At 47.4% G+C, this 25138-nt stretch carries 26 protein-coding genes; 14 read left to right on the top strand and 12 right to left on the bottom strand.

Annotated elements, in window-relative coordinates; all coding sequences use genetic code 11:
• The first annotated feature begins 74 nt into the window (after positions 1-74).
• Both QWY22_RS01720 and QWY22_RS01725 read left to right on the top strand, forming a co-directional pair.
• Positions 75-1169 carry an MBL fold metallo-hydrolase gene (locus QWY22_RS01720; protein WP_300982652.1) on the top strand — a complete coding sequence of 365 codons (1095 nt, stop codon included), beginning with the start codon at positions 75-77 and terminating at the stop codon, positions 1167-1169.
• Between the two features lie 4 nt (positions 1170-1173).
• Positions 1174-1437, top strand: a complete 264-nt coding sequence (locus tag QWY22_RS01725; RefSeq protein ID WP_300982653.1) for a DUF3006 domain-containing protein — start codon at positions 1174-1176, stop codon at positions 1435-1437.
• Positions 1438-1566: 129 nt separating this feature from the next.
• On the opposite strand, the gene QWY22_RS01730 is transcribed toward QWY22_RS01725, so the two are convergent.
• The 4 genes from QWY22_RS01730 to QWY22_RS01745 form a co-directional block, all read right to left on the bottom strand.
• Positions 1567-1869 (bottom strand): DUF3219 family protein, encoded by a 303-nt coding sequence (locus tag QWY22_RS01730; RefSeq protein WP_300982654.1) that lies wholly within the window; start codon positions 1867-1869, stop codon positions 1567-1569.
• Positions 1866-3035: an acyl-CoA dehydrogenase family protein gene (locus QWY22_RS01735; protein ID WP_300982655.1), complete on the bottom strand. Its 1170-nt coding sequence runs from the start codon at positions 3033-3035 to the stop codon at positions 1866-1868. The genes QWY22_RS01730 and QWY22_RS01735 overlap by 4 nt, the downstream gene beginning before the upstream one ends.
• Before the next feature lie 87 nt (positions 3036-3122).
• Positions 3123-4202 (bottom strand): YkvI family membrane protein, encoded by a 1080-nt coding sequence (locus QWY22_RS01740; RefSeq protein WP_300982656.1) that lies wholly within the window; start codon positions 4200-4202, stop codon positions 3123-3125.
• A 243-nt stretch (positions 4203-4445) separates the two neighbouring features.
• On the bottom strand, positions 4446-4760 hold the full coding sequence (locus tag QWY22_RS01745) for a YflT domain-containing protein (protein ID WP_036810713.1): 315 nt from the start codon (positions 4758-4760) through the stop codon (positions 4446-4448).
• Between the two features lie 130 nt (positions 4761-4890).
• Here QWY22_RS01745 and QWY22_RS01750 point away from each other — a divergent pair, with 130 nt between their 5' ends.
• The 6 genes from QWY22_RS01750 (at position 4891) to QWY22_RS01775 (ending at position 10288) form a co-directional block, all read left to right on the top strand.
• Positions 4891-5625 carry an MBL fold metallo-hydrolase gene (locus QWY22_RS01750; protein ID WP_300982657.1) on the top strand — a complete coding sequence of 245 codons (735 nt, stop codon included), beginning with the start codon at positions 4891-4893 and terminating at the stop codon, positions 5623-5625.
• A 133-nt stretch (positions 5626-5758) separates the two neighbouring features.
• Positions 5759-6736: a cation diffusion facilitator family transporter gene (locus QWY22_RS01755; protein ID WP_300982658.1), complete on the top strand. Its 978-nt coding sequence runs from the start codon at positions 5759-5761 to the stop codon at positions 6734-6736.
• Positions 6737-6823: 87 nt separating this feature from the next.
• On the top strand, positions 6824-7831 hold the full coding sequence (locus tag QWY22_RS01760) for an LLM class flavin-dependent oxidoreductase (protein ID WP_300982659.1): 1008 nt from the start codon (positions 6824-6826) through the stop codon (positions 7829-7831).
• A gap of 18 nt (positions 7832-7849) precedes the next feature.
• Positions 7850-8491: an NAD(P)-dependent oxidoreductase gene (locus tag QWY22_RS01765; RefSeq protein ID WP_300982660.1), complete on the top strand. Its 642-nt coding sequence runs from the start codon at positions 7850-7852 to the stop codon at positions 8489-8491.
• 35 nt (positions 8492-8526) lie between these two features.
• The gene (locus QWY22_RS01770) at positions 8527-8916 is read left to right on the top strand and encodes a hypothetical protein (RefSeq protein WP_300982661.1); all 390 of its coding nucleotides are present in this window, start codon (positions 8527-8529) and stop codon (positions 8914-8916) included.
• An 85-nt stretch (positions 8917-9001) separates the two neighbouring features.
• Entirely contained in the window at positions 9002-10288 is a 1287-nt protein-coding gene (locus QWY22_RS01775) for a purine/pyrimidine permease (RefSeq protein WP_300982662.1), read from the top strand.
• Positions 10289-10795: 507 nt separating this feature from the next.
• On the opposite strand, the gene pepF is transcribed toward QWY22_RS01775, so the two are convergent.
• A complete protein-coding gene (pepF, locus tag QWY22_RS01780; RefSeq protein ID WP_300982663.1) occupies positions 10796-12613 on the bottom strand; it encodes an oligoendopeptidase F in 1818 nt (605 codons plus the stop codon).
• Between the two features lie 713 nt (positions 12614-13326).
• Here pepF and QWY22_RS01785 point away from each other — a divergent pair.
• The 4 genes from QWY22_RS01785 to QWY22_RS01800 all read left to right on the top strand — a co-directional run bounded on the left by QWY22_RS01785 (position 13327) and on the right by QWY22_RS01800 (position 16302).
• Complete coding sequence (locus QWY22_RS01785) at positions 13327-13806, top strand: PaaI family thioesterase (protein ID WP_300982664.1); 480 nt, start codon at positions 13327-13329, stop codon at positions 13804-13806.
• 182 nt (positions 13807-13988) lie between these two features.
• Positions 13989-15047: an LLM class flavin-dependent oxidoreductase gene (locus QWY22_RS01790; RefSeq protein WP_300982665.1), complete on the top strand. Its 1059-nt coding sequence runs from the start codon at positions 13989-13991 to the stop codon at positions 15045-15047.
• An 11-nt stretch (positions 15048-15058) separates the two neighbouring features.
• Entirely contained in the window at positions 15059-16009 is a 951-nt protein-coding gene (locus QWY22_RS01795) for an ATP-grasp domain-containing protein (protein ID WP_300982666.1), read from the top strand.
• Positions 16010-16113: 104 nt separating this feature from the next.
• The gene (locus tag QWY22_RS01800; RefSeq protein WP_300982667.1) at positions 16114-16302 is read left to right on the top strand and encodes a hypothetical protein; all 189 of its coding nucleotides are present in this window, start codon (positions 16114-16116) and stop codon (positions 16300-16302) included.
• Between the two features lie 19 nt (positions 16303-16321).
• Here QWY22_RS01800 and yxiS read toward each other — a convergent pair whose 3' ends face one another.
• Entirely contained in the window at positions 16322-16621 is a 300-nt protein-coding gene (yxiS, locus tag QWY22_RS01805; protein WP_300982668.1) for a protein YxiS, read from the bottom strand.
• Between the two features lie 133 nt (positions 16622-16754).
• Between yxiS and QWY22_RS01810 the strand changes: the two genes are divergently transcribed.
• On the top strand, positions 16755-17435 hold the full coding sequence (locus QWY22_RS01810; protein WP_300982669.1) for a hypothetical protein: 681 nt from the start codon (positions 16755-16757) through the stop codon (positions 17433-17435).
• A 477-nt stretch (positions 17436-17912) separates the two neighbouring features.
• Here the strand turns inward: QWY22_RS01810 and QWY22_RS01815 are convergent, their stop codons facing one another.
• The 4 genes from QWY22_RS01815 to QWY22_RS01830 form a co-directional block, all read right to left on the bottom strand.
• Entirely contained in the window at positions 17913-18617 is a 705-nt protein-coding gene (locus QWY22_RS01815) for a hypothetical protein (RefSeq protein ID WP_300982670.1), read from the bottom strand.
• 53 nt (positions 18618-18670) lie between these two features.
• On the bottom strand, positions 18671-19936 hold the full coding sequence (locus tag QWY22_RS01820; protein WP_300982671.1) for an erythromycin esterase family protein: 1266 nt from the start codon (positions 19934-19936) through the stop codon (positions 18671-18673).
• A gap of 114 nt (positions 19937-20050) precedes the next feature.
• Positions 20051-20320 carry a GNAT family N-acetyltransferase gene (locus QWY22_RS01825; protein WP_300982672.1) on the bottom strand — a complete coding sequence of 90 codons (270 nt, stop codon included), beginning with the start codon at positions 20318-20320 and terminating at the stop codon, positions 20051-20053.
• Between the two features lie 322 nt (positions 20321-20642).
• On the bottom strand, positions 20643-20843 hold the full coding sequence (locus tag QWY22_RS01830; RefSeq protein ID WP_036810671.1) for a cold-shock protein: 201 nt from the start codon (positions 20841-20843) through the stop codon (positions 20643-20645).
• Positions 20844-21135: 292 nt separating this feature from the next.
• Here QWY22_RS01830 and QWY22_RS01835 point away from each other — a divergent pair, with 292 nt between their 5' ends.
• Positions 21136-22053 (top strand): catalase family peroxidase, encoded by a 918-nt coding sequence (locus QWY22_RS01835; RefSeq protein WP_300982673.1) that lies wholly within the window; start codon positions 21136-21138, stop codon positions 22051-22053.
• A gap of 38 nt (positions 22054-22091) precedes the next feature.
• Here the strand turns inward: QWY22_RS01835 and QWY22_RS01840 are convergent, their stop codons facing one another.
• Positions 22092-23471 (bottom strand): Glu/Leu/Phe/Val family dehydrogenase, encoded by a 1380-nt coding sequence (locus tag QWY22_RS01840; protein WP_300984308.1) that lies wholly within the window; start codon positions 23469-23471, stop codon positions 22092-22094.
• A gap of 166 nt (positions 23472-23637) precedes the next feature.
• A complete protein-coding gene (locus QWY22_RS01845) occupies positions 23638-25131 on the bottom strand; it encodes a glycine betaine uptake BCCT transporter (RefSeq protein ID WP_300982674.1) in 1494 nt (497 codons plus the stop codon).
• Positions 25132-25138 lie beyond the last annotated feature (7 nt).

The raw sequence follows: 25138 nt of genomic DNA on the forward strand, positions 1-25138 counted from the left end.
CCTTTTAACCGTTTCAAAAGAGAAAGGGCAGCTGTGAATATGGTAAAATTCAGTATAGGAAGAGGCGAGGAATTATGAAAAATAAACTTTTAGGGTTGGCTGTATTGCTTCTCGTTCTGCTGATGGCAGGATGCCTGCAGCAGGCAAAACCGCCGGAAAAGCCCAGTCCATCCGAAGCACCCGCAGCGACAGAACCGGCAAAAGAAAATTTAAAGGTTCATTTTATCGATGTCGGGCAAGGGGATGCCACGCTTTTGGAGTTTGAAGAGTATACGCTGCTGATCGACACCGGCGACTGGAACAGTACAGCAACCGTCGATTATTTGAACACACATGGAATTGAAAAATTGGATATTGTCGTGGGCACGCATCCTGATTCCGATCATATCGGCCAATTGGAGCGCGTCGTCGAACAATTTGAAGTCGGAGAGGTCTGGATGTCCGGAAATGCCAGCACGTCGAATACGTTCATCAACGCCTTAAAGGCAATTGACGAGGCCGGCACGGATTACTATGAACCGCGGACCGGAGAAGTGTTTGATGTCGGCAGCCTAAAAATTGAAGTGCTGTACCCTGAAGAAATTACCGGCAAGGCCAACGAGGAATCCATCTCGCTGAAGCTAACATACGGCGACATCGATTTTGTCTTTACAGGGGATTCCGGCGTGAAGGAAGAACAGGCGATGATCGATAATGGAGCGGATTTGGATGCGGAAATTCTGCACATCGGCCACCACGGCTCCAATACTTCCACAAGCAATGCCTTCCTAAAAGCGGTATCGCCTGAAGTGGCGGTATACAGTGCCGGAATCGATAATTCCTACGGGCATCCGCATGCGGAAGTGATTGCTGCTGTGGAAAATGCCGGAGCGGAAGTATACGGCACCGATGTCAACGGGACGGTGGTGCTTGACACAAACGGCAAAACCTATGAAATCAGTACGGAAAAAGCAGGAACAGTGGTGGAAGGGAAAAATCGCTGCCTTGACATCAATAAGGCGTCTACCGCCGAATTGCAGGAAATTGCGGGCATCGGAGCCTCTTTAGCCGAAGCCATCGTCAAAGAGCGGCCATTTAAAACCATTGAAGAACTGGATAAAATAAAAGGCATCGGCAACGGCAAAATTAGCGCCATTAAAGAACAAGGCCTTGCTTGCATAGGGGAGTGATTGAATGAGAGGCACATTGGACCGAATAGAAGACGGCTATTTGGCAGTGATCCTGCTGGAAGAGGCTAAGCAGGAAATCATCTTGCCTATCAGGCACTTGCCGGAAGGCAGCCGGGTGAATTCGTGGTTTGAAATCGAGCTGGACGGTGAAGAAATCGTCTCAATTGCATTGGACGAAGTAACGGCGGAAGCCAAAGAAAACGAAGCGCAGGAATTAATGCAGAAGCTGAGATCCAGACGCCGGGGCAGCCGCTTTAAGCGGGAATGAGCCCGGTTTGGCGTATGTGCTGCAAAGTTGGGCATAAACCAACCAAAGCCGGGCATATTCTTAAAAACTTGAGCATAAACAAAAAGATAAAGCTGAGAGACGAACTCCCGGCCTTATCTTTTTTGTATGCTATGATGCTTTTTCCACCAATTCCAGATGATAATCGGCTACTTCGCCTTCCTGGTAAAGGTTCGTAATAGACGTGGAATAATTGGAAATGGACGCTGCGAAATCCAAGTTTTTCTCGGGCACGCGGATCTGGAAATCCATTTCATACAACAGCACGGCAATGTCGTGGTACTCCTGGCTCGTCACTTTAAAATCAAAAATGATTTTGTGCAGTTCCCGTTCGGTGCCGGGTTTCTTCACCGTTTCCTGTGAAAACTGAAAAGCTTCGACTACACGCTCGTTAATGTGGATTTGTATACTCATGTAATTGATTCGCCTCCATTTTTGGTTTTGAAAAACTCGATGGCTTTTCCTGCCAGTTGCGCTTTTACCATGTCTTCCATCGGCGGATTGTATAAGCCGGCACGGATATTCAAATAATGGCGGTGCATCGGGTTGGCTTCCGACAGCGCGCGTGAGCCGACAATTTTCATCGCTTTATCAACAACGCCCATAGCTGCATGGGTTACGGCTATTTTTGCCACGTCGAGCGCTTCGTCCATCGCAGACTTGTCAGCTGCCTGCTCATAGCGTTCGACTGTGCCGTAAAGCATATGACGGGCAGTTGCGAGTTCCAGCTCCATCTCTCCGATGGCCTGCCGGATATTCGGTGTCTCGGCAATCGGTTTGCCGAGTGAAGCGGGGGAGTAAGAAGCGGCAAACTCAATCGCGTAATCGCGGGCTGCAGCGGCAATGCCGATGTAACAAGCGGGAATGTGAAGCAGCCAGCCTTTCCCGGCAGCTTGGATGCCTGAAGGCTTCAGTACATAAGAAGCCGGTATGCGGACGTTTTGGAGCACGAGTGTATGGCTCGCGGTTCCGCGCATCGCCAGCATATCCCAGGTTTCATCAATCGAAACGCCTTCTGTTTCCCGCGGGATAATCACTGTCATTACTTCATCTTCCTCCGAGGAAGCCGTCACAAAAATATAGTCGAGAGCGGGCGCCAGGGAAGTGTAAGTCTTTTCCCCGTTAATGATCCATTCATCGCCATCGCGTACAGCAGTGGTCCGGGGCAAGGCACCGCGTGCCGGACTGCCTGCATTGTTTTCGGTGGCTGCTGTGTTGATCAAGGCTCCATCGGAAATCTTTTTCATCAGCCATTCTGCTGACCGGGGATGCCAGTGCCGGTTTTCGGCAAATTCAAGGACAATTCCGACATGCCAGCCAATCGATAAGCCGGTAGGGCCTGACGCTTTGGATATTGCTTCTTGTGCCAATATGTATTCGTATAAGCCAAGCCCTTGTCCGCCGTATTCTTTCGGCAGCGTTAAGGTATGGTAATTGATGTTTTTTAAATCCTGTATGTTTTTGTGAGGGAATGAGCCGAGGGTATCGAGTTCCGGCTCGCGCTGTTGAAAGGCCGGCTGCAATGCCTGAATCTGCGCGGCTAGCTTTTGCTGTTCGGGTGTTTTGATAAAAGCGTCCATGAAAAAATGCTCCTTCCAACATGGTTTACTAAAACCATAACATGAAAAGCCGCCAAAGCGGGACTTGCATGCTTTGGCGGCTTTCGTTCAATTATTATTCAAGCTGTTTTTGATGCCAACCGGTTTACCCGAACTTCTGATATCTGCCCAGATCAAAGCTGCTACCAGGAAGAATCCGAGATAGCCGACTACCGGGTAGAACATATTCACCAGTTTAGTGAAGCCGACAAAACTTAATACATACGAAATGATTCCGACAATGATAACGAAAATCTTGAATTTGGCTGTGCCGGATTGCATGAAGCGCGCTGAAAATGCATAGACCATACCGACTGCAGTATTGAAAATCATTCCGAATAGAATAATAGACATGAACCAACCCACGATCGGGGAGATATCATTGGCGATTTGAAGCATTGGCATTTCTGCGCTGCCGACTTCATCCACTTTCGCAAAAATTGCCAAGTGGCTCAATATGATCAAAGCCCCTAATCCAAGGCCGCCGTATAATCCGCCGCGTGCTGCAATTTTTTCATCTTTTTCAGTGCTGCCCATAACAATGGCCATGGAAGCACCCACTGCAATATTGAAAGAAGCGTAGTTCAAAGCGGACAAGAACCAGTTTGGCACCGCTGACAACTGCTCTTTTGCAATCGGGTCCAAGAATGAAAACGATGAGTCCATTGTCGATAAGCTGTAAATTGCAAGAACGACAACCATCAAGATCAGGAACGGTGTAATCCCCCCGATGATGGCAATGACTTTTTCTACATTGAGCATAATCGTTAAAATGACCAGCACAATCAGAATGGTGCTTCCTAAAGCTGCAGGAAGACCGAATTGCTGAGTGAAAATCGAGCCGGCTCCGGCAACCATGACGACGCCGACGCCAAATAGCGTAAAGATAATGATATAATCCACGATAGTACCCAAAATTTTCCCGCTGATTCCATAAATGACTTCTTTATGGGATGTTTTCTGCATTCGGCTTCCCAATCGGGTTAAGCTCATGCCGAGATAGGCAAACATTACGGTTGAGATAAATGCTGCCAAAATTCCCATGATTCCGAAACTCGTAAAGTACTGGAGGATTTCTTGTCCGGATGCAAATCCTGCTCCGACAATGATGCCGATAAAGGCACTCCCCATTTTTAAACTCTTCTTCATAAACATCCCCCTTGAAGTTACTTTCGCTTCATAGAAAACTATTCTCTCTATAATTAGAAAATTAACCTTATTCAAATATAACAAATTAAAGTAAGCGTTTCAATAGAGGAAAAGAGGGGGAAGTGAGATACGGCTATATGACTAGAGGTATGGAAGAGTATTGCCAGTAATGCTGTAAAAACCATGCAGAAATATTATATAAAAAGCCCATCTTCCTGTGCGGAAGATGGGCTTGCCTCTGTTTTATGCGTTTTTGTTGGCAATAATGACAAGTTTGCCTTTATCAAGTTCTTCTTCATATTCTGCAGCTTCATCGGTTGTTAAGCCGGCTGCGGCCATTTCCGAACGCAATTGGTCTCCGCGCGAAACGGTCATGTTCTTCAAGGATTTTAAAAAGCCACCAACTTGTTCAGTATCTAAAGCATCGGCAATGTCGGCTTCGCGGCGTTTGTCGTGTGCAAATACATAAATCTCATCATGCGTGTATCCTTGCGTTTCTAACTTTTCGATTTCGGCTTTTGCCTGCAAGGCGTTTTCTACGGTCATTTTTACGGTCAAAGTAATCCCTCCAAAATTTATTTGTTAAGAACTATCCTACTATCATGCATACCACCAAGCCTCGTTCATTAAACAAGATAGCTCAGCAGCAATCCGTTATACTAAAGAAAAAACCAAGGGAGCGATTTGAATGAGGATTACCACGATTGGAATTTGGGGCGGCTATCCGAACAAAAACGAAGCCACTTCCTCATTTTTGTTGGAACATGAAGGGTTCCGCTGTTTGGTTGACTGCGGCAGCGGTGTGCTGGCAGCGGTTCAAAACTATACGGAGCTGCGCCATCTGGATGCGGCAGTCATCAGCCACTACCATCCTGACCATGTGGCGGATATTGGTGTGCTGCAGCATGCGGCTATGGTCGGGATGCAATTGAAGGAATGGGAAACGCCGTTTCCGATTTATGGCCACGACCGGGATCCGGCTATGTTCGAAAGCCTGTCGTATAAAGGCGTAACCGAAGGGCGGCCGATTGATGTTTCCCGTGATATGCAAATCGGACCTTGGCACGTATCCTTCTGTGAAACCATTCATCCCGTATATTGCTTAGCACTGAAATTTACGGCAGACGGAAAATCGGTTGTGTTCACAGCGGATACGGAATGGACTGATGAATTGGTGCTTTTTTCAAAAGATGCAGAGCTTCTGGTATCGGAAGCGAACTTATACGAAAAATATGTAGGCATCATTAAAGGGCATATGAGCGGGAGCCAAGCCGGGCAGCTCGCTGCACAAGCTGGAGCGAAAGCGTTATGGCTGACTCATTTGCCGCAGTATGGAGATATTGAAGAAATTTTGCAAGCGGCCAAAAATACTTACACTGGAAAGGTCCAGCTTGCAAAAATCGGCCAAACTGTTGAAATTTAATAAGCAACCGGCGGGGAATTCTGCGCCGGTTGTTTATTTTTTTGCAGAAAAAATTGGGTGTTTTTCTTTAAGAATTAGGGAAATAAAGATAGAAAGAAATTTGAACAACAGCAGGCTGAAAGGATGCGGGCGTATGAAAGAATTTATAAGGCTATTAAAAATGGGAAACAAATCAGCCCTGTGGGCAGCCATTGTCAATTTAGTGGTGGGCCTGATTAAAACGGCGGCATACTTACTATCCGGAAATGTCGCGATGTTTGCCGAAATGATGCACAGTTTTGGAGATGCGGCCAATCAGTTTTTCGTCTTTATCGGTTCTGCATTCAGCAAGAAAGCGCCGACTGAACGTTTTCCCGGCGGTTTCGGCCGGTTAGTAAATCTGGTTTTATTAGGGGCCGTATTGATAGTGGGTGTGTTAGCTTACGAAACCATTGTGGAAGGTCTTCACCACATCTCGGATGCCGTCCATTCTGAAGAAGGGTTCTGGCTGAATGTTGGTGTTCTTGGTGCAGCGGCCTTATTGGAAGGATTTGTTTTGTACAAGGCGATGCGGGAAATCACGGAGCACCTGCCGGAAGAAAAGACGCAGGGATTAAAATTTATCCCAGAGAGCTATAAAAACGTGAAAGACGCGAAACCGGCTACGAAACTGGTGTTTTTGGAAGATAACGTAGCAGTCGGAGGAGCGCTGCTTGCATTGATCGCCATTGTGCTGGCCACGTATACACCATTCCATAGTGCCACAGGCTACGCTTCGGTCATTATCGGAATCATGCTGATTTTGGTAGTAGGACGCGTATTTCTCGATAATGCTGCAGGGGCATTAGGGGCAGCAGACGTAAAAATGCAGGCCAGAATTGGTGCCAAAGTTCTGCAGCATCCAAAAGTGAATGACATCCAGGACCTGGACGTTATCAAAGAAGGCGACCATTTCCATGTAGAGCTAAAGCTTGAAGTAGATCCTCAAATGACGATTGCGGAAGCGGATGACATTCGGGACTATATTGAAAAACGAATCAAAGAAGGGGTTCGGGGCGTTACGGATGTCATCATTGAATTTGATGAAGACGACCAGGTCCCTACCTGGATCCAGCCAAATGGCAAAGCCTAATCCTGGACTTGCCAAGCAGATAGCTTGTATTCAAGATATTTTGGTTCTATGGTTAAATAACAGCTTGAATTGAAAGGAAGTTATTTGATGAACCAACATATAAAAACATTGCCGGTATCTGTTCTGGATTTGGTTGCCATTTCGGAGGGGCAAACAGCAAAAGATGCACTTGATGACATGGTTAGCCTGGCCCAGCATGTAGAGAAACTGGGGTATCGCCGTTTTTGGTTGTCGGAGCACCACAATTCGCCGACACTTGCAAGTTCTGCAACATCCATTTTGATTTCTAAAGTGCTGGACCATACGGAGTCCATCGAAGTAGGTTCAGGAGGCGTCATGTTGCCGAACCACACACCGCTTGTTGTAGCGGAACAATTCGGGACATTGGAAACAATGCATCCGGGACGCGTCAATCTCGGCCTTGGCCGTGCACCGGGAACCGATATGCAAACCGCACATGCCTTGCGCAGAACGACGCAGGAAACGGCTTATGTGTTTCCGCAAGATGTAGTGGAACTGCAAAACTACTTAAAGCCGATTGAACATCAGAGCATGGTCCATGCCTATCCGGGCGTTGGTACCGAAGTACCGATTTTCATTCTGGGGTCGAGCACATCCAGCGCCCAGCTTGCTGCCCGTTTGGGGCTGCCTTATGCATTTGCTGCCCATTTTGCGCCGCAGCAGCTGAAGCAGGCGATTCAGCTATACCGCAGCCAGTTCCAGCCATCTGAATACTTGGCCGAACCGTACGTCATTGTTTGCGTGAATGTGGTAGCGGCAGAAACAAACGAAGAAGCGGAAAGACTCTCGACTTCCAGCCAGATGTTCTACTTGAATGTGGTGAGAGGTACGAAAAATCTGCTTCAGCCGCCAGTTGATACGATGGACGGCAAATGGAGTTTGTACGAAGAAAACGTGGCACGCAGCATGTCGCAGTATACATTTATGGGAGACCGGGACACCATCAGCGGCCAGCTGCGCTCGTTTGCAGAAGAAGTGCAGTTTGATGAATTGATGGCTGTTTCTTATATTTATGATCAGGAAAAGAGAAAGCGTTCATTTGAGATACTGAAGGAATCTGTAGACCAACTATAAAAAATGGAGGCGGTCAGGATGAAAATTGGGATTATCGGTGCCACGGGAAAAGCGGGAAGCTTGATTTTGAAAGAGGCAGTTTCAAGAGGCCATGACATAACAGCCATTGTCAGAGACGCGGCGAAAATGGAAGATGCGTCCGTGCAGGTTTTGGAAAAAGATGTTTTCAGTTTGACAGCTGAAGATCTAAAAGCGTTCGATGTGGTCGTGAATGCTTTTGGTGTGCCTCCGGAAAAAGCGGAGCAGCACGTAGAAGCGGGACGAATACTGATTCAAGCGCTGAAAGGGGCTCCAGACACGCGGTTGATTGTCGTGGGAGGCGCAGGCAGTTTGTTTGTCGACGAAGCGAGAACCACCCGGTTGATTGAAACACCGGAATTTCCGGATGCGTTTAAAGCCATTGCATCGAACCAGGGGCAAAACCTGGCCGACCTCGAAGCAGCAGAAGGCATCAGCTGGACGTTTATGAGCCCGGCAGCATTTTTCGACGCAGACGGCAAACGGACGGGCCAGTATCAAATCGGCGAAGACAGCATCACCGTCAACAAAAAAGGTAAAAGCTACATCAGCTATCCGGATTATGCCATCGCTTTAGTGGATGAAATTGAAAATCCGCGGCATATCAATAAACGTTTTACCGTTGTGTCGGAAAATCGGTAACTTTTCAGCTTTACCGAACCGGACGAGGACCTGGAATGGATGTACGCGGATTGCCAACAGTTCGCCACGAAATGTTCACGTTCCTTTCTAAAGTGGAATTTGCTTTCCTGTATAATGAAGGGAAACTTCAACATATAAAGGCGGGAAACAAAGCAATGGAATTTTTATATTTTCCTGAAGATAAATCAGAATACATTCCAGGGATTATCTCGGTAGTGATCATTTTCATTTTGTCGATTCTGATTGTATGGCTTTTGATCAGAGCTTCCAGAAAACAAGTAAAGCAATTGGAAGAGCAAGGTTATCCGGTTGTTTATCATAAAAATAGCGAAATTGGCAGCAGCCAAGAAGACAAAGTTAAAATTCCGGCGGAGCCCAAAGAAGCCGACCGGAAAAACGATTTTGAACGCGATAAGAAGTCCTGAATTCTTCAGGGCTTCTTTTTTTATGTCGGGAAAAAGGGGTATACTCAAAAGATAGAACAGCTTTCAGGAATTGGAGCAATGGAACATGAAAAATCTATTTGGCGGAGTCCAGTGGGCCGTCTTTCTTTTGGCGTCGTCCATTGCGGCCCCGATTGCCATTGCCAATGTGTTTGGCATGGACAGCGGCGACACGGCGTTATTTGTCCAGCGGACGATTTTCGTGCTGGGCCTTGCCTGTCTCATCCAAGCATGGCTTGGGCACCGGATGCCGATCAACGAAGGGCCAGCCGGCTTGTGGTGGGGAATCTTCATCGTCTATGCCGGGCTGATCGGCGTTATGTATCCCACGATGGAAGCATCCTTGCAGGCGCTGCAAAGCGGCCTTCTTTACAGCGGGCTGCTGTTCGTCGTTTTTGCCTATACCGGAGTAGTCGGTAAAATGAAAGCCTTATTCACTCCGACGATTACGTTTGTTTACTTGCTGCTTCTCGTACTGCAATTAAGCGAATCGATCATCGGCGGCTTGCTCGGCATTGTGGAAGAGGGCCAGCCGGTGGATTTGGTGGTTTTGCTGGGGGGTATTGTAGTGGTGAGCATCACCTTTTTCCTGATGGGCCATCAAACGCCTTGGGTCAACCGTTATTCGGTGTTGCTGGCGATTGCCGCCGGCTGGCTGATTTTTGCGTTGTTGAATAAAACGGAACACATCACATTCACTCCGGACGTCGTTGTGGCTTTGCCGGAAATGCTGGTATTTGGTCCGCTTGTCTGGGACAGCGGCATGTTTGTAACGGCGCTGTTCCTGACCATTCTGCTCATTGCCAATATGATGGCATCGATCCGAGTGATGGAAATGGTGCTGAAAAACACGTTTTCCATTGAACGGGAAGACCGGGTCAAGCAGGCTTCTGTAGCCTCAGGCATTAACCACGTGCTGGCGGGCCTGTTTTCCGCTATCGGGCCAGTGCCGATTTCCGGCGCAGCCGGGTTCGTCAGCGCGACGCGGAATCCTTCCATCAAACCATTCATCATGGGTGGCTTGCTTGTTACGTTTATTAGTTTGTTTCCCAATGTGATGGCTGTGCTCGCAGCCATGCCGGCACCTGTCGCCTATGCTGTGATCTTTGCTATCTTTACAAAAATGGTGGAAATGGCGTTCAATGAGCTGGCGCAGGAAAAAGACAGTGAAATGGCCTATAAAGTCTCGGCATTCGGCTTGATGATTGGCGTGGGCTTCATGTTCCTGCCGCCGGAAAGCGTAGCGGAACTGCCGGCAGTAGTCGCCGCCACGTTCTCGAACGGGCTGATCACCGGAACACTGGCCGCGATTGCCATCGAACAGTATCTGCTGTGGAGAAAAAAATCCCATTAAAAAAGGAGGAGCACATGGGTGCTCCTCCTTTTGAACTTGTAGACAAAAGAATTTTTATGCTTGAGAGATGAATGAACATACAACTGGACATCTCGGATCCTCCATTTCAGCCCGACGTGTTTCGCGGGCTCGCGCCGAATTAACTCGGAACTTGTGTCCCGAGTGGATTTCGGCACTTCGTCGCTACGCTGCCCCGCAGGAGTCGCCGACTTTCACTTTGGATCCTCAAAGTGGAGGCTAATCTGAAATGTCACTTTTTTAAGTTAACTGGCTAAGCTATAATCACTTTCTTCATAGAAGAGGGACGCCCGACCGGACCGGCCACGGAGACTCCTGTGGGACCAGCGAAAGCTGAAGGCCCCGCAGGAGCGAAGCGACGAGGAGACTGAGGCTGAGCCCACGGAAAGCGAAGTGGCCGGACCGGTTGGTTGTATGCATCGTTATACACTTCATCTAGACTTTGTCTACAGCCTGAAAAGGAGGAGCACATGAGTGCTCCTCCTTCTATTATTTCGCTACTTCTTCAATTTCTTCTGTCAACGCAACCAGCTCATCGATCAATTCACCGATATAAGCGATGGTATCGCGCAGCGGTTTTTCGGTAGTGATGTCGACTCCGGCCATTTGGGCAAGCTCGATAGGTGTTTTGGTGCCGCCAGCTTTTAATACTTCAAGCCATTCGTCGACCGCTGGCTGCCCTTCGTTCAAAATGCGTTTGGACACTTGCGTGGAGATGGTCAACCCTGCACTGTACGTATACGGATACAAGCCCATATAGTAATGAGGCTGGCGCATCCACGTCAGTTCGGCGCCTGGCGTGATTTCCACGGCATCTCCCCAGAACTCTTCCAACACTCCGCGTTTGAGGCTATTCAACACACCGGCGTTGACGCTTTGTCCGGCATCGATGCGTTCGTACACTTTGCGCTGATAAGCCGCTTCAAGCAAGTGCGTCACAAAGTTGTGGTAATACGTTCTGGCCACAATGGAAGAGATGACCCAGCGCTTGAATTTCGGATCATCTGAATTCTGAAGCAAATGGTTCGCCACCAGCATTTCGTTCATTGTAGAAGGTGCTTCGATAAAATAAAGCGACGGGCGCGCGTTGAACAGATTTTGCGCGCGGTTCGCATTATAGAAATGACCGGCATGGCCAAGTTCGTGAGCCAAAACGAACACTTCGTTCATGCGGCCGGTCCACGAAATCAGGATATAGGGATGGTTGCCGTAAGGGCTCGAACAAAATGCCCCGGTCGACTTGCCGGTGTTTTGGGCAAAATCAATCCAGCGTTCCGAATACGACCGTTCCACCATTTCCAGGTAATCGTCGCCCATGATGCCAAGCGCTTCATTAATATACTTCTTGGATTCTTCTACTGTGATTTCCGGTTCGTAGGAAGGATCAAGGGAGATCTTTAAATCTGCAAACGTCATTTTGTCCAAGCCGTGCGCTTTTTGGAGCAACTTCGCGTATTTTTGCATATGCGGAGCCAATTCTGTCATAATCAAATCGATTTGGCGGTTGTACAACGAACGGTCCACTTCCTGGTTGAACAATAAATAATCAAAGATGGTGTCATAGCCGCGCAAGTCAGATGTGGTTTTTTCCGTTTGCAGCTGCATGTCATATGTTTTCGCGGTGGTATGCTGGTATTCTTTCAGCTTATTCGAAAAAGCGGTGAACGCTGTACGGCGAAGTTCCGCATCCGGCTCGGCTTCCCAATCGCCTTCAAACGATACGTAGCTGAGCGGATGGCTTTGGCCGTTCACTTCAAAGTCGTCAAAAGCCATATCGACCATTTTGGTTGTATTGTACAAACCGTAAGGCGCACTGAATGTAGAAGAATAAGCGGCCAGCGTTTTTTCCACTTCCGGATGCAGCTGATGAGGCTTTCTCCGGATCAGGTCTTTTAAGTAAACTTCAAATTCTGCCGACTGCTTCATGGCAGATTTCAAAGTTTCTTCCGGCAGTGCCAAAAGCTCGCTTGTAACAAATGACAATTGGCTGCTCATTTTTGCAGAAACAGAGCCAAATTTGCTTGAACGCATTTGGGCTTCGTCGTTGGTCTGGTCTGTGCTTAATGACAAACTCGAATATGTACTGATGGGAACTAATTTTTCCAATAGCGCCAGATAAGAAGTCAGCACCTCGACCACTGCAGCGGCATCCTGGATATTGCCTTTGAATTGCTTCTGAAATTCGGCCACTTCCTGTTCCAGTGTATGTAAGGCTTCATCAAACGCTTTGTCGGATGCAAACAGGCTGTCCAAATCCCATGTTTCTTCTGCAGGAACCTCTGAACGCCGCGGTAAACTTTTCACCATACTATCTCTCCTCTTTTATTACGGATGTCGAACTAAGCTTTAGTATATAGGGAAGAATAAAAAAAGTAAAAAAATAATTAATTTATTTTAAAAATTCGAAAAAATAGGTTTAAGAAAGAAAAGCACGTGGTACATATAAAGTACAAGGCGGAATAACGTAGGGAAACGCGTATAAACGAAGTAAGTTTATGAACGCATCCAGACGATGACTTGCACAGCCTTGGCGGAAAATTTTGCTTTACTGGCGATAGTTACTCTTGTCAGAGACCGAAAGTACCAGTGGTTTCTCTCCAAAAGAAGTGCATCAAATCAGTAAAAGAAGTTAAGTTTTTTGTGGAAGTGCATCTAAACGTTTAACTGCCAAACATTTTATTCGCTGAGAAGTATATGCGAACCAAAAGCCTTAATGGCAAAAAGCAGTTAGCGCAACAAACTGCATTGGCGAGGGTTACAATTTCGTCAGAGCACGAACAAGTTAGTTGTAGAAGGAATTGAATAAAAAATTTTCCGCGTGCAAAACCTCTCTACGGTTTATTGAGAGGGCAGAAAAAGGAAAAGCATGATCTGATGAAAAGGATCATGCTTTTTCCTTTGTTTATATTTCCGGCTCCTACAAGTCAGAATAATTTATTTATTTGCGAATCCATGTGATAAACTAGTAAAAAGATTTGATGCTCCGCCAACTAAACCATACATAGAAAAGGGGAACTGACATGAACGAGACGATTATGAATGCCATACAGGATGATTACCCGGAAGAATTTGCCTGGTGCTACGGATGTGGTCGGTTAAATAAGGAAGGCCATCATTTCCGCACAAAATGGAACGGGGAAGAAACGGTTACTTTATACAAGCCGGACCCGGCACATAAAGCGATTCCGGGTTTTGTCTACGGCGGATTGATTGCTTCGCTGATCGACTGCCACGGAACCGGTTCAGCATCGCTCGCTTTGCACCGGAAAAACGGTTTTGAACCCGGAAGCGGGGAAGAGCCGCCGCGTTTCGTCACAGCGTCCCTTCATGTGGATTTTGTAAAGCCGACGCCTGAAGGAATTGTGTTAAAGGCGGTTGGGCAAGTGGAAGAAATCCACCCGAAGAAATTTAAAGTGAAAGTGGAAGTATTTGCGGATGACTCGATCTGCGCCACTGGAGAAGTAACGGCTGTGGTTATGCCGCAATCATTCGGAAAATAAGCTATAAAACATAAGAAGAATCTCCTCGTAATTACGCACACTTCATCCTGGTAGTGTGCTAAAATTTTATAACCTAGTTTACTGGTAAGAATACATAGATTTATAGTATAATCAAGAAGTTCTTCGAAAGTAATTGAAAGTTTTCACGATTGAGATTTCATAAGTAAAGGGAGCGAATGAGGATGAAATATGGGTTTTGGCTGCCGATTTTCGGCGGATGGCTACGCAATGTAGAAGATGAGAACATGCCGGCAACATTTGATTATGCCAAACAAGTCGTACAGTCAGCTGAAAAATGGGGCTACGATACCACCTTGATCGCTGAACTGAACTTGAACGATATAAAAGGGATGGAAGCTGATTCACTCGAAGCTTGGTCTACAGCGGCTGCGTTGGCGGCTGTTACGGAGAAAATCGAGATTATGACAGCGATTCGCCCGGCTTTCCACAATCCGGCTGTCACAGCGAAAATGGCTGCCAATATTGATCGGATTTCAAATGGCCGTTTTACGCTGAATGTCGTATCGGCTTGGTGGGCGGAAGAAGCACGCCAGTACGGCGGGGAATTCACCGAGCACGATGAGCGGTATGACCGCACAGACGAATTTTTGCAGGTCGTCAAAGGCATGTGGTCCGAAAAAGAATTTTCATTTAAAGGAAAGTACTACGATATCCAAAATGCACGCTTGGAACCGAAGCCGGTTCAATCACCCAATCCGATTCTTTACGCTGGCGGAGAAAGCCCGCGCGGCAAAAAGTCGATTGTGGAATCGTGCGATGCGTATGTAATGCACGGCGGCACAGTAGAAGAAATCAAAGCGAAAATCGAAGACATGAAAAGATTGCGCGAAGAAGCTGGAAAAGCGCCGCTGCAATCGTTCGGCATGGCCGCTTATGTGGTTTGCCGTGACACCGAAGAAGAGGTGAAAGCGGAATATGCCCGCATCGTCGATATGAAAGACGCCAGCGGCTATGTCGGCTACAACGATTTTGTCTCAAAATCACAATTGGAGCAGCAAGTGAAGCTGGAGGATTATTCCGTATCGAACCGCGGCCTGCGCCCGAATTTGATCGGCACGCCGGAACAGATTGCCGACCGTATTCTGGCTTACGAAGAAGCGGGGCTGGATTTATTGCTGCTGCAATTTTCGCCGCAGCTGGAAGAAATGGAGCGCTTTTCAAAACAGGTAATGCCGTTAGTGGAAGAGAAACGGCGAGCTTTGGAAACATTGTCTAACTAGGAGGAACCCACATGACTGAAAAAATATATGTAATTCACGAAAACGAAGAATGGACAACACATCTTTTTAAACGCCTGGATGAATTGGAATTGCCATACGAAGACTGGTTTATCAATGAAGGACTGGTTGATTTGACCGAAGCGCCGCCGGAAGGCGTATTTTACAGCCGGATGAGTGCGTCTTCGCATACCAGAGGCCACCGATACGCGCCGGAATTGACGGAGTCCTTGCTTGCGTGGCTTGAGCATCATGGCCGGAAGGTGTTTAACGGCAGCCGTGCCTTGCGTTTGGAAGTCAGCAAAGTCAATCAGTATATGGCATTGAACGCTGCCGGCATCCAGACGCCGAAAACGATTGCAGCCAACGGCAAAGAGCAAATTGTGAAAGCTGCAGAAAAATTAGGTGAGTCTTCTTTCATTATTAAACACAACCGTGCCGGCAAAGGCCTTGGTGTGCAATTGTTCCATTCAATGGAAGCTTTGCATGAATACTTGAACGGCGGTGGTTTTGAACCGTCAATCGATGGGATCACCCTCGTTCAGCAATACATTCAGGCACCGGAACCGTTTATCACGCGCTGTGAATTTGTCGGCGGCCAGTTTGTCTATACCGTACAAGTAGATACATCAGAAGGCTTCGAACTTTGCCCGGCAGATGCATGCCGCATCGATGATTTGTTCTGCCCGGTCGGCGAACAGGTGGAAGAAAAACCGAAATTCCAAGTAGTGGAAGGATTCGATGATCCGATTCTTGCCAAATACGAAGAATTCCTTCGCCAAAACGGGATTGCAGTTGCGGGAATCGAGTTTATCCGCAATGCAGAAGGCGATATTTTCACATACGATGTCAACACAAATACCAATTACAATGCAGATGCCGAAGCTGCTCATGGCACATACGGCATGCTGGAACTTGCCACCTTCCTCGGCAACGAGCTGAAAGGCGCAAAAGTTACTGCATAAAACACAGGCATCGCTGAAATCAGCGATGCTTTTTTTGGTTTAAGGCGAATGGGTTAAGGGGAAAATTAAGTAGTGGGATTCGATTTAGAAAGGAATGGGTGATTATGGAGAAAGAACGCAATGAGGAAGAGCTAGTCGAAGCGGAAGAGCTGGAAGAAGAAGCAGCGGAGCCGGCGGAAGACGATTCGCGTTTTGATAAGATTTACAGCAAGGTGGCCTCGAACCGCTATGAAAATCTGCGGACAAGCTATATTGAAAACAAAGCGAAAGAACTTCGGAAAAGAAAAAAGTAAAGGTCGGGTGCCGGTGCACTCAATCTTTACTTTTTTCTGCTTCTTCCGCTACTACAAAAGCCAAGTCATCGTTTCCGAAAATCTGTAAAACTTCCAGCATAGTTGCGGTGCCGACTTCAATTTCTGCCGGATCGGTTTTTGTTTCTTCCACCACGTTCAACAGCGCCTCATTTGTTGGCTGGTGCGGATAAGCACGTGTATACAGCGCAACAGAATCAAGGTCGTGGTTGAGGCACCAATGCACAAAGAGGCGAATCATCGTGTCTTCATCCTGCTGGTATTTCTTGATGATGTATTCATCGCGGTTTTCAAATTCCATAAGGCACATCCTTTCACTAATTCTTTGTCCGTTATACCATATCCGGCGAGACAATTCGAGTGGATGCATGGACTTATACTGTTTTTTCCTCTAGAATGAAGCCGAGAGAAATGATAGCATCGGAGGCTAAAAAATGAAATTACTTCAAGTGAGAAAGGGACAACTCGTCTATTTTAACAACGAGTTACATAAAGTCTACTCCGTGAAGCCGTTAGCAAAAAAATCCGTCTTGATGTTCCGGTTGAAAGACATGGAACAGGTAGCGAGCAAAGCGGAGCAGGTATCGTACTACAAACCGAAACATCTGGATTCATTCCTATTCCTTGGCGCGCGTTATACGCTTCGCGACGACATTCCGGCAGAGCCGGGCGGCTATATTTTCATCACGAAGCCGGATCCTGATTACATGGATCATTATTCGCTGAATGAATTTGAAAAAGTCGAATCGGTCGAAGGAAAAGACGTCGTGACGACACGCCAAAATACGGTGAAGTTCAAGGAATTCTTTGTGATGGTACCTGGTGAAGAACCTGGCAGCAACGACATCACCTATTTCGATAAATCCAAAGTGGCGCCGGAACAATTGGACGAAGACGCTCTGCTCGAAGAAAAGCTGAGAGAAGAAAATGCCATCAAACCTTCTATCGGAGATGTTTACTTAAACTTGGATAACGGCGCAACCGCAATGGTCGTCGCCATTGAGCAGGATATTGTCACCATGGGAACAGGCGACAAACTGACTTTCCATGCCTTATACAAATCCGACAGCTGGAACTACTTGTATTCCATTAACAGTACCGACAGCGACCTGTAAGCAAGAAGACTTAAAAAGGATGACGATGCATAAAACCAACCGGACCGGCCACTTCGCTTTCCGTGGGCTTAGCTTCAGCCTCCTCGCCGCTTTGCGCCTGCGGGGTCTTCAGCTTTCGCTGTCCCACAGGAGTCTCCGTGGTCGGACCGGTTGGCGGCGTCTCTCTTTGATTCGATTGTGAACGTGAATCGGGTTGTAGCCTAAATAGATATTCCAAAGAGGAAAAGCGATACCTTTGGATAGCCTTCACTTCTAGGATCCGAAGTGAAGGCCGGCGACTCCAGCGGGATAGCGAAGTGCCGAAATCCACTCGGGACGTTAGTTCCGAGTTAGTTCGGCGCGAGCCCGCGGAACGCGTCCGGCTGAAACGGAGGATCCGGTATTTTCCTCTAATCGGATATTTATTCAGCTATCATGTGTAAAATTTCTTTTGTCTACAAGTTCAAAAGGATGGCCCTTGGGCCATCCTTTTTGCTTTTATTCGGGTTCAACGATATGGAATTCCGTCAGCATCGCATAGAAGCGGGCACCGTGTCCTTCGGCTGCTTCGAGGAAATAGCGTTCGGTGATGACGAAGCTTCCGGCTTGGCTGTTGCTAATAACGTAGGCATGGACGACTGGATCATTCCCTTGCTGGCCGCCATTTGCAATGCCGTGAAGCTGGTAGCCTTCTACCGGTTCTGTCACTTGCTTGACATCCTCCAATTCCGGAAATTCCGATTTTAATTCGGCTTCAAATTCCTTCACTAATACTTCCGGTGCTGTATCCGGCACATGTTCGATGGTCATAGACACTTCCGGAAAATTCTCGGGAAGCGCTTCTTTTGTGGTAATGGCATCCGGGTCATCGCCTTCGCCTTTCACCATTTTGTAGCGCTCTTCATCGATATAAATGACATAATCGCAATCTTTTCCTTTGTTCAAGTGCATGATCACTTTTTCTTCCATGCCTTCAATTTGGACAACAACTTCTTTTTCTTCTTCAAATTTTTCTTTAGTTGATGTTTTTCCCTCTTTTTCCTTTTCCCCGGCTTCGACTTTGTTGCCATCGGCTGCAAGGCCGTCTTCAGATTGCACACTTTCTTTCAACGGATTGTTCCACGTGTCACCTTGAACACTGAATAGCACGAGCAGAATGGCAGCTGCAGCAAATAAGAAAAGAACCAGAGCTTTTTTCATCATGGTTGGCAACTCCTTCCTTTTATTCTTTCATTGCTGAACCTCCCGGTTTTCACTCACAAAATCGAATTTTCTACTTCCAGCGGAACCAGTGCTTTGGTCCGGTCAATAAATACAAAGGCGTCGTAGCGGCTTGCGATGCGGGAAGGGACGTAATTGCCATAGGCTTCATGAGCAGGGTTATAGACCACACCGATTGCCCGGTGGCCGGTCCAGCGGTCGAAGGAGGAAAAGTTGCCGGAATCGAACAATAGATATTTATCATGCGCCCCGGTACGGTGCATAATTTCTTCCCACGAATTAATACGGGCAGGAGGAACCGCCATCACTTCATGCGGAACGCCCCAGGCCTGTGAAGCGATAACGGTGCCTTCATAGGTGCCGAATCCGACAGCGAAAACGTCTTCCGGCCGGTTTTGTTCCCGGAGGACCTGGCCGACGTTCAGCATGCCGTCGTTTCGCATATCGGTCGCCCTTGCATCGCCGATATGGGTATTGTGTTCCCAAATGATGATCTTGGCGTCCTGTCCGTGATAGTCTCGGACTTCGTTGATCGCTTCGACCATATGTTCATCCCGGATGTTCCAGGAGATTTCGCCGCTTTTGACCATGGCCCGGTAGTAATCTTCCGCGTTTTTCGTAACCAGCGCATTGATTTCCAAGTTTAGGGCGCTTTCTTGCTCGTCCCGGTATTGCCCTTCGTTTGCCCGGATGGAGGCCAGCAGTTTCGATACTTCGTCTACGCAAACGGTGGAGAAGTTTGCTGAGGAAATGGCGTAGCCTTCCGGTTCCCGGTTGAATGGCTCGAAGCAGGAAAAAGCTTTTTTCGCGAGTTCCAGGTCGGCTCCAGCCGGATTGGTATGGGTCAGGTAATGGACAACTTCGTCCATGGATTCCCACAAGCTGTAAATATCAATGCCGTAAAACCCGGTTTTCATTTCACTTTGTTCATTGTGCGATTTCAACCAATCGATAAACTCGGCGATTTCTTCGTTTGCCCACATCCAGGTCGGCCAACGGGTAAAAGCCTGCAGCACTTCATGCGCCGTCTTTCCGTCCTGCCCGTACCCTTTAATGAAACGATTGACTTGCTGGGAAGATGGCCAGTCGCCCTCCACCGCAAGGAGTGAAAAGCCTTTTTCCTGAATCAGCCGTTTAGAAAGTTCTGCGCGGATGGTATAGAATTCCGAAGTTCCATGGCTCGCTTCCCCGAGCATGACAATCTTGGCATCGCCAATTGCTTCAATAATCGGCGTTAAGTCTGCAGGAGAATCAAATGGCTGGGCGTGTATTCTGACCGCTTCTTCAAGTGATTGTTCCACGTGGAAAACTCCTTTCCAGCTCGCTTGTTACTCCTACTGTTCCCGCATCTGAACATCTAAAACAAGAGCTGGAAAAAGACAAATAAAAACACCTGCTAAAAAGCAGGTGCTGAATTATTTTGCTAAGATATCTTGAAATTCCGGTGTTTTTTCAATAACAGAGTGGGCAAATGGGCATTGCGGATCAATGGTTTTGCCTTCATCCCGTGCGTATTGCACGACTTGCTCGACCAGTTTTTTTCCCATGCCTTGCCCTTCCAGCTGGGGCGAAACTTCGGTGTGGTCCACCGTCAATACATCACCATTTGGTACATATGAAATAAATCCAAGTTCCTCTGAATCTTTCACGACGACGAATCGATTGTTGTCCTGTTTGATATCCATTCAGCTGCCTCCTTTGGTTTGCTTTCCTTTCTGTATTCCCGGTTTGGCAGAAGTTATTCAAGTACTTGGGTTTGTTTGGTGAAGGAATTGAATTTTTAGTCTCGAAAAATTATACTGTGGGCATAGAGCCGGTGAGGAGTAAGTTCAAGCCAAGAGTATAAGGAGGGAAGCTTTATGGAAAGCATGATTCACACCGAACACTTGTCAAAGCATTACAAACTCTCATTCCATAGGATAAAATCAGTTCACGGAAGTAGTTAACCCCAAATTTAAGCACATAAAAAAAGACCCTACACACGTAGGGTCTTTTTTTTAGCTATTATTAAGCTTTTTGAACGTTAGTAGCTTGTAGGCCACGTTGTCCTTGTTCAATTTCAAACGTTACATTTTGACCTTCGTCTAAAGATTTGAAACCTTCGCTTTGGATTGCTGAGAAATGTACGAATACGTCATCTCCTGCTTCACGCTCGATAAATCCAAAACCTTTTTCTGCATTAAACCACTTAACTGTACCTTGTTCCATAATTGTTGCCTCCTGGTGCGGCTATCCACACAATGTGTTACTATCCTTGCTCAAATACCTTAGACGAAAAACAAAATTTATTCTCAATCTGAAAACGAACAAAAATAATTCTTTATTAGACTAACAGATAGTTGATAAAATGGAAAGCAAAGAGCATCGATTCAATTACTCAAAATGGATTTTATTCTATAAATACAGACATACACTAAACTATTGGTAGCCCAATATTAAGTTGCTGGTGGTTTTTAATTTTCCTCAAAAAAGGGTATAGCACGTGGTAAGAGGTGAGGACATGGAAAAGAAACCATTAGCTGAAACCGCAGTAGACCGGATAGAAAAAGTGTTTGGAGAACATCGTGAATACCGGCGTGCCCACGCCAGAGGGGTCATTTATGAAGCGGTATTCTCTGCGAACGGCTTAGGGGCGGAGTATACAACGGCGCCGCATCTGCAAGGGGGGGAAGTAAAGGCGCTTGCCCGATTTTCCCATAGCTCTCCGGATCCTACCTGGACGGATGTCATGTCGCCGGTCAAAGGGCTGGCCGTGCAATTTCTCTTGCCGGACGGGGGCATTACAAATATTGTGGGAGTCAATTCCCCGATTTTCCTGGCCAAAACCCCGGAAGCCTTCACTAAGATTCTAGGCGTTGTGACTTCGTTTAAAAAAGGGAAGCCGCGGCTTCGTGATTTGGCCAAGCTGCTGATCCAGTATCCGGAAAGCCGGGCCGCCATCAAAATCTTGCAGAAAATGCATGCCCCTGCCAGTTTTGCGACAGGGCGCTATCATTCCATCCATGCTTTTTACTTTATCGACAAGAACGGGAACCGGCTGCCGATCAAGTATGAATGGGAACCGGATGCAGGAGTGGAAACTTTAACGCCAAAAGACGCCGGTTCGCTGCCATTCGGTTATTACGAATGGGAAATCGAAGACCGTCTGCAGAAAGAGCCGGTCAGCTTCCGGTTGAATATTGTTATTGGAGGAGAAGAAGATCCGACTGACGATCCGACTGTCGCCTGGTCGGAAGAACGGCACAAGCTTACCGTTGGGACACTGACGATTTTGCCTAAGCCTGCTCTGGAAGCGGACGAACGAAAATTTGATCCGACCGCTGTAACCGAAGGAATCGAATGTTCGGAAGACCAGATCCTCCATTTTCGGAAAGCGGCGTATTCCATTTCCGAGGAACGGAGAAACAGCGAGAAGTAAAAAACGTTGAAGCCATATGCGGCTTCAACGTTTTTCAGTTAATACAACTTTCCTTGGCGGTATAAGACGGTCGTCAATCTCATGACGGCGTGGATAAAGCAGTTTTGGCGGAGCGGGAAGGGATCTCCGAAAAATTGCGGCAAAATGATGTCCATCGTGGACTTCATTTTCGCGATAAGCAGCCGGAATACTTCTTCTTCCGTATAAAACTGAGTTTCCCGGCCTTGCAGCCATTCGAAATATGAAACAATAACCCCGCCGGCATTGGCAAGGATATCCGGAATGACGATGACCCCCTGTTCACTCAAGTAATCATCAGCTTCTTGAGTAGTTGGGGCATTTGCGCCTTCCACGATCACGCGTGCCTGAATGTCCCGCACATTGCCTTCATGAATCTGATTTTCAAGAGCGGCGAGTATCAGGACGTCGACCGGCAAAGTCAATAGCTCGTCCCGGCCTTTGATGCTTGCAGCGACGCCCGCTTGAGCGATTTGATCCACGGTAGAAGGCAAATCGCCGCGGTTCGTACTGGCGAATGCGATCAATGCCGGAATGTCCAGGCCATTTTCATTATAAAGCGTGACGTTGCGGTCGCTGACTGCGACTACAATATCATCGATTTCCGTGCTGTTGTAGGCTTCCAATGCCGCAACCGATCCGACATTGCCAAATCCTTGGACAGCCAGTGTCAGCGGCCGGTTCGCATGAGCAAGGGCGGTCGCAGCAAAAGGATTGTCCGAAGCGGCCAATTCATCTGCGTGTTCTCTTACATAGTCCGAGAACAAATAACGGAACGTAAAGTAAACGCCTTTGCCGGTAGCTTCTCGGCGTCCAAGCGAACCGCCGTTCGCGACGCTTTTTCCGGTGAAACTGCCGAGATACGGAGATCCGTGTTTGATCTTTTTGTATTCTGCCATCATCCAGTCCATTTCCCGTTCTCCTGAACCTACGTCTGGCGCCGGGATGTCTTTGTCAGGGCCGATGACTTCCGAAAAATAGCGGACATATTTGCGGCAAATCAGATTCAGTTCCTTTTCTGAATAATGTCTTGGGTTAAGGATGATGCCGCCTTTGCCTCCGCCAAACGGTACATTGTGCAGCGCGTTTTTCAACGTCATCAAAAAGGCCAAGTTGACGACTTCTTCTTCGTTCACGCTTTCATGGAAGCGGATGCCGCCTTTATAAGGCCCCAGTGCATCATTGTGTTGAACACGGAAAGAAGGAATCCGAACAACACTGCCGTCATCGAGCGGAATCCGCAGGAATGACTTATGTATATTGTTCGGTGTAGAAAGAATGGCGCTCATTGAAGTGAATGCCTGTACACGCATTCTATCCTGCAGTTCCGGCAAGAATGTTTTGCTGTCGAGCAAGGCATTGAGCGAACTTTGAATGATAGCCCGCGTCTGCCCTTCAATTTCTTCAACGCCGGTCGGGTTTTCTGTTCCGGCACCTGGTGATTTGATATCTCCATCCATGTTCAAGACACCTCCAAGTATTTTCATTATTCTCCCTATACCCTTCCTGCTTTTATTTATGCACATGAAAAAGCCCTTCAGCTATGAAAACTGAAGGGGTCTGTTTTTATTTTTTAGTGGTTTTCACTAACTTTACTTCTGCATCCAACGCCTTGAATAAGGAAATGATCATTAAGATCATAACAAACGAAAAAGGCAAGGCGGCAACGATGATGGTATTTTGGACAGCCGTCAATCCGCCGACAGACAAGAGAATGGCAGCAACCAGCGACTGTGCAATTCCCCAAAGAATCTTGATCTGATTGCTTGGCAGGAGTGATCCGTTTGTCGATTGCATGCCAAGAACGAAAGTTGCAGAATCAGCGGATGTAATAAAGAACGTACTGACCAACAAAATCGCGAAGAGTGACATGACAAAGCCGAGCGGCATTTCGCTGAACATCGCAAACAAAGTTTGCTCAGTCGGGAATGCCGTCAAATCGATGCCGCTTTTTTGGATATCAATCGCCGTCGTGCCGAACACCGAGAACCAGAAAGCGCCGAAAATCGTCGGCGTCAGGACGACGCCAATCAGGAATTCACGGATGGTGCGGCCTTTGGAAATACGGGCGATGAACATGCTGACGAATGGAGCCCAAGAGATCCACCAGGCCCAGTAAAAGATGGTCCACATGTTCAGCCAAGAGCGGTTTTCCGCATTGAGCGGAGCCGATTGGAAACTTAGGGAAATCAGGTTTTGAATGTAAATCCCGAATGTTTCAGTAAACATGTTCATAATCAGCAAGGTCGGCCCAAGGATAATGACCAATATCAGCAGAATAATTGCAAGCACCATATTGGTATTGGACAAATACTTGATGCCTTTGTTCAATCCGGACCAGGCGGACATGATGAACAGCACGGTCACAGCCGCGATGATAATGAACTGGACCCATGATTCCTGCGGCACGCCGAACAGGTAGGCCAGACCGCCGTTAATTTGAGCAGCGCCGAAGCCGAGTGAAGTTGCCACGCCGAAGACTGTAGCGAACACCGCCAGCACGTCAACAAGCGTTCCTAAAGGCCCTTCCATTTTCTTTCCGAAAATCGGCTTCAATGTTGATGAAATTAACGCAGGTTCTCCCTTGCGGAATTGGAAAAAGGCAAGCGATAGGGCGATGATTCCATACATGGCCCAAACATGGATTCCCCAGTGATAATAAGTCCGTTGGAGAGATTCTTTAAACGCCTCGTCGGTTCCCGGTTCGGTTGTTGCGGGCTGCACCGCGAAATGGCTCAACGGTTCAGAGGCACCGTAAAACACCAGTCCGATTCCCATACCGGCTGAAAATAACATGGAAATCCAGGAAATGGTCGAGAATTCCGGGCGGTCCGCATCTTTTCCAAGTCGGATTTTTCCGTAAGGGCTGATGATGATAACAAAGGTCAAAATTAAAATGATCGCCATGAGCATCAAGTAATACCAGCCGAAGCTTGTATCGATGAAGCTGCGGATGCTGCCGGTTGCTTTTTCGAAGCTTTGCGGAGCAATGACGCCAAATGCGACGGTCAAAATGACTAGGGCAAACGTGATGTAAAATACTTTCGAAGCTTTTTTCATACTTCCT

This window comes from Planococcus liqunii (assembly GCF_030413595.1).
GTDB classification, from domain to species: domain Bacteria; phylum Bacillota; class Bacilli; order Bacillales_A; family Planococcaceae; genus Planococcus; species Planococcus liqunii.

Bases quoted from the DNA above. Each gene is read 5' to 3' on its own strand.
- QWY22_RS01720 (WP_300982652.1), top strand. From the start codon at position 75: ATGAAAAATAAACTTTTAGGGTTGGCTGTATTGCTTCTCGTTCTGCTG.
- QWY22_RS01725 (WP_300982653.1), top strand. From the start codon at position 1,174: ATGAGAGGCACATTGGACCGAATAGAAGACGGCTATTTGGCAGTGATC.
- QWY22_RS01730 (WP_300982654.1), bottom strand. From the start codon at position 1,869: ATGAGTATACAAATCCACATTAACGAGCGTGTAGTCGAAGCTTTTCAG.
- QWY22_RS01735 (WP_300982655.1), bottom strand. From the start codon at position 3,035: ATGGACGCTTTTATCAAAACACCCGAACAGCAAAAGCTAGCCGCGCAG.
- QWY22_RS01740 (WP_300982656.1), bottom strand. From the start codon at position 4,202: ATGAAGAAGAGTTTAAAAATGGGGAGTGCCTTTATCGGCATCATTGTC.
- QWY22_RS01750 (WP_300982657.1), top strand. From the start codon at position 4,891: ATGAGGATTACCACGATTGGAATTTGGGGCGGCTATCCGAACAAAAAC.
- QWY22_RS01755 (WP_300982658.1), top strand. From the start codon at position 5,759: ATGAAAGAATTTATAAGGCTATTAAAAATGGGAAACAAATCAGCCCTG.
- QWY22_RS01760 (WP_300982659.1), top strand. From the start codon at position 6,824: ATGAACCAACATATAAAAACATTGCCGGTATCTGTTCTGGATTTGGTT.
- QWY22_RS01765 (WP_300982660.1), top strand. From the start codon at position 7,850: ATGAAAATTGGGATTATCGGTGCCACGGGAAAAGCGGGAAGCTTGATT.
- QWY22_RS01770 (WP_300982661.1), top strand. From the start codon at position 8,527: ATGGATGTACGCGGATTGCCAACAGTTCGCCACGAAATGTTCACGTTC.
- QWY22_RS01775 (WP_300982662.1), top strand. From the start codon at position 9,002: ATGAAAAATCTATTTGGCGGAGTCCAGTGGGCCGTCTTTCTTTTGGCG.
- pepF (WP_300982663.1), bottom strand. From the start codon at position 12,613: ATGGTGAAAAGTTTACCGCGGCGTTCAGAGGTTCCTGCAGAAGAAACA.
- QWY22_RS01785 (WP_300982664.1), top strand. From the start codon at position 13,327: ATGAACGAGACGATTATGAATGCCATACAGGATGATTACCCGGAAGAA.
- QWY22_RS01790 (WP_300982665.1), top strand. From the start codon at position 13,989: ATGAAATATGGGTTTTGGCTGCCGATTTTCGGCGGATGGCTACGCAAT.
- QWY22_RS01795 (WP_300982666.1), top strand. From the start codon at position 15,059: ATGACTGAAAAAATATATGTAATTCACGAAAACGAAGAATGGACAACA.
- QWY22_RS01800 (WP_300982667.1), top strand. From the start codon at position 16,114: ATGGAGAAAGAACGCAATGAGGAAGAGCTAGTCGAAGCGGAAGAGCTG.
- yxiS (WP_300982668.1), bottom strand. From the start codon at position 16,621: ATGGAATTTGAAAACCGCGATGAATACATCATCAAGAAATACCAGCAG.
- QWY22_RS01810 (WP_300982669.1), top strand. From the start codon at position 16,755: ATGAAATTACTTCAAGTGAGAAAGGGACAACTCGTCTATTTTAACAAC.
- QWY22_RS01815 (WP_300982670.1), bottom strand. From the start codon at position 18,617: ATGATGAAAAAAGCTCTGGTTCTTTTCTTATTTGCTGCAGCTGCCATT.
- QWY22_RS01825 (WP_300982672.1), bottom strand. From the start codon at position 20,320: ATGGATATCAAACAGGACAACAATCGATTCGTCGTCGTGAAAGATTCA.
- QWY22_RS01830 (WP_036810671.1), bottom strand. From the start codon at position 20,843: ATGGAACAAGGTACAGTTAAGTGGTTTAATGCAGAAAAAGGTTTTGGA.
- QWY22_RS01835 (WP_300982673.1), top strand. From the start codon at position 21,136: ATGGAAAAGAAACCATTAGCTGAAACCGCAGTAGACCGGATAGAAAAA.
- QWY22_RS01845 (WP_300982674.1), bottom strand. From the start codon at position 25,131: ATGAAAAAAGCTTCGAAAGTATTTTACATCACGTTTGCCCTAGTCATT.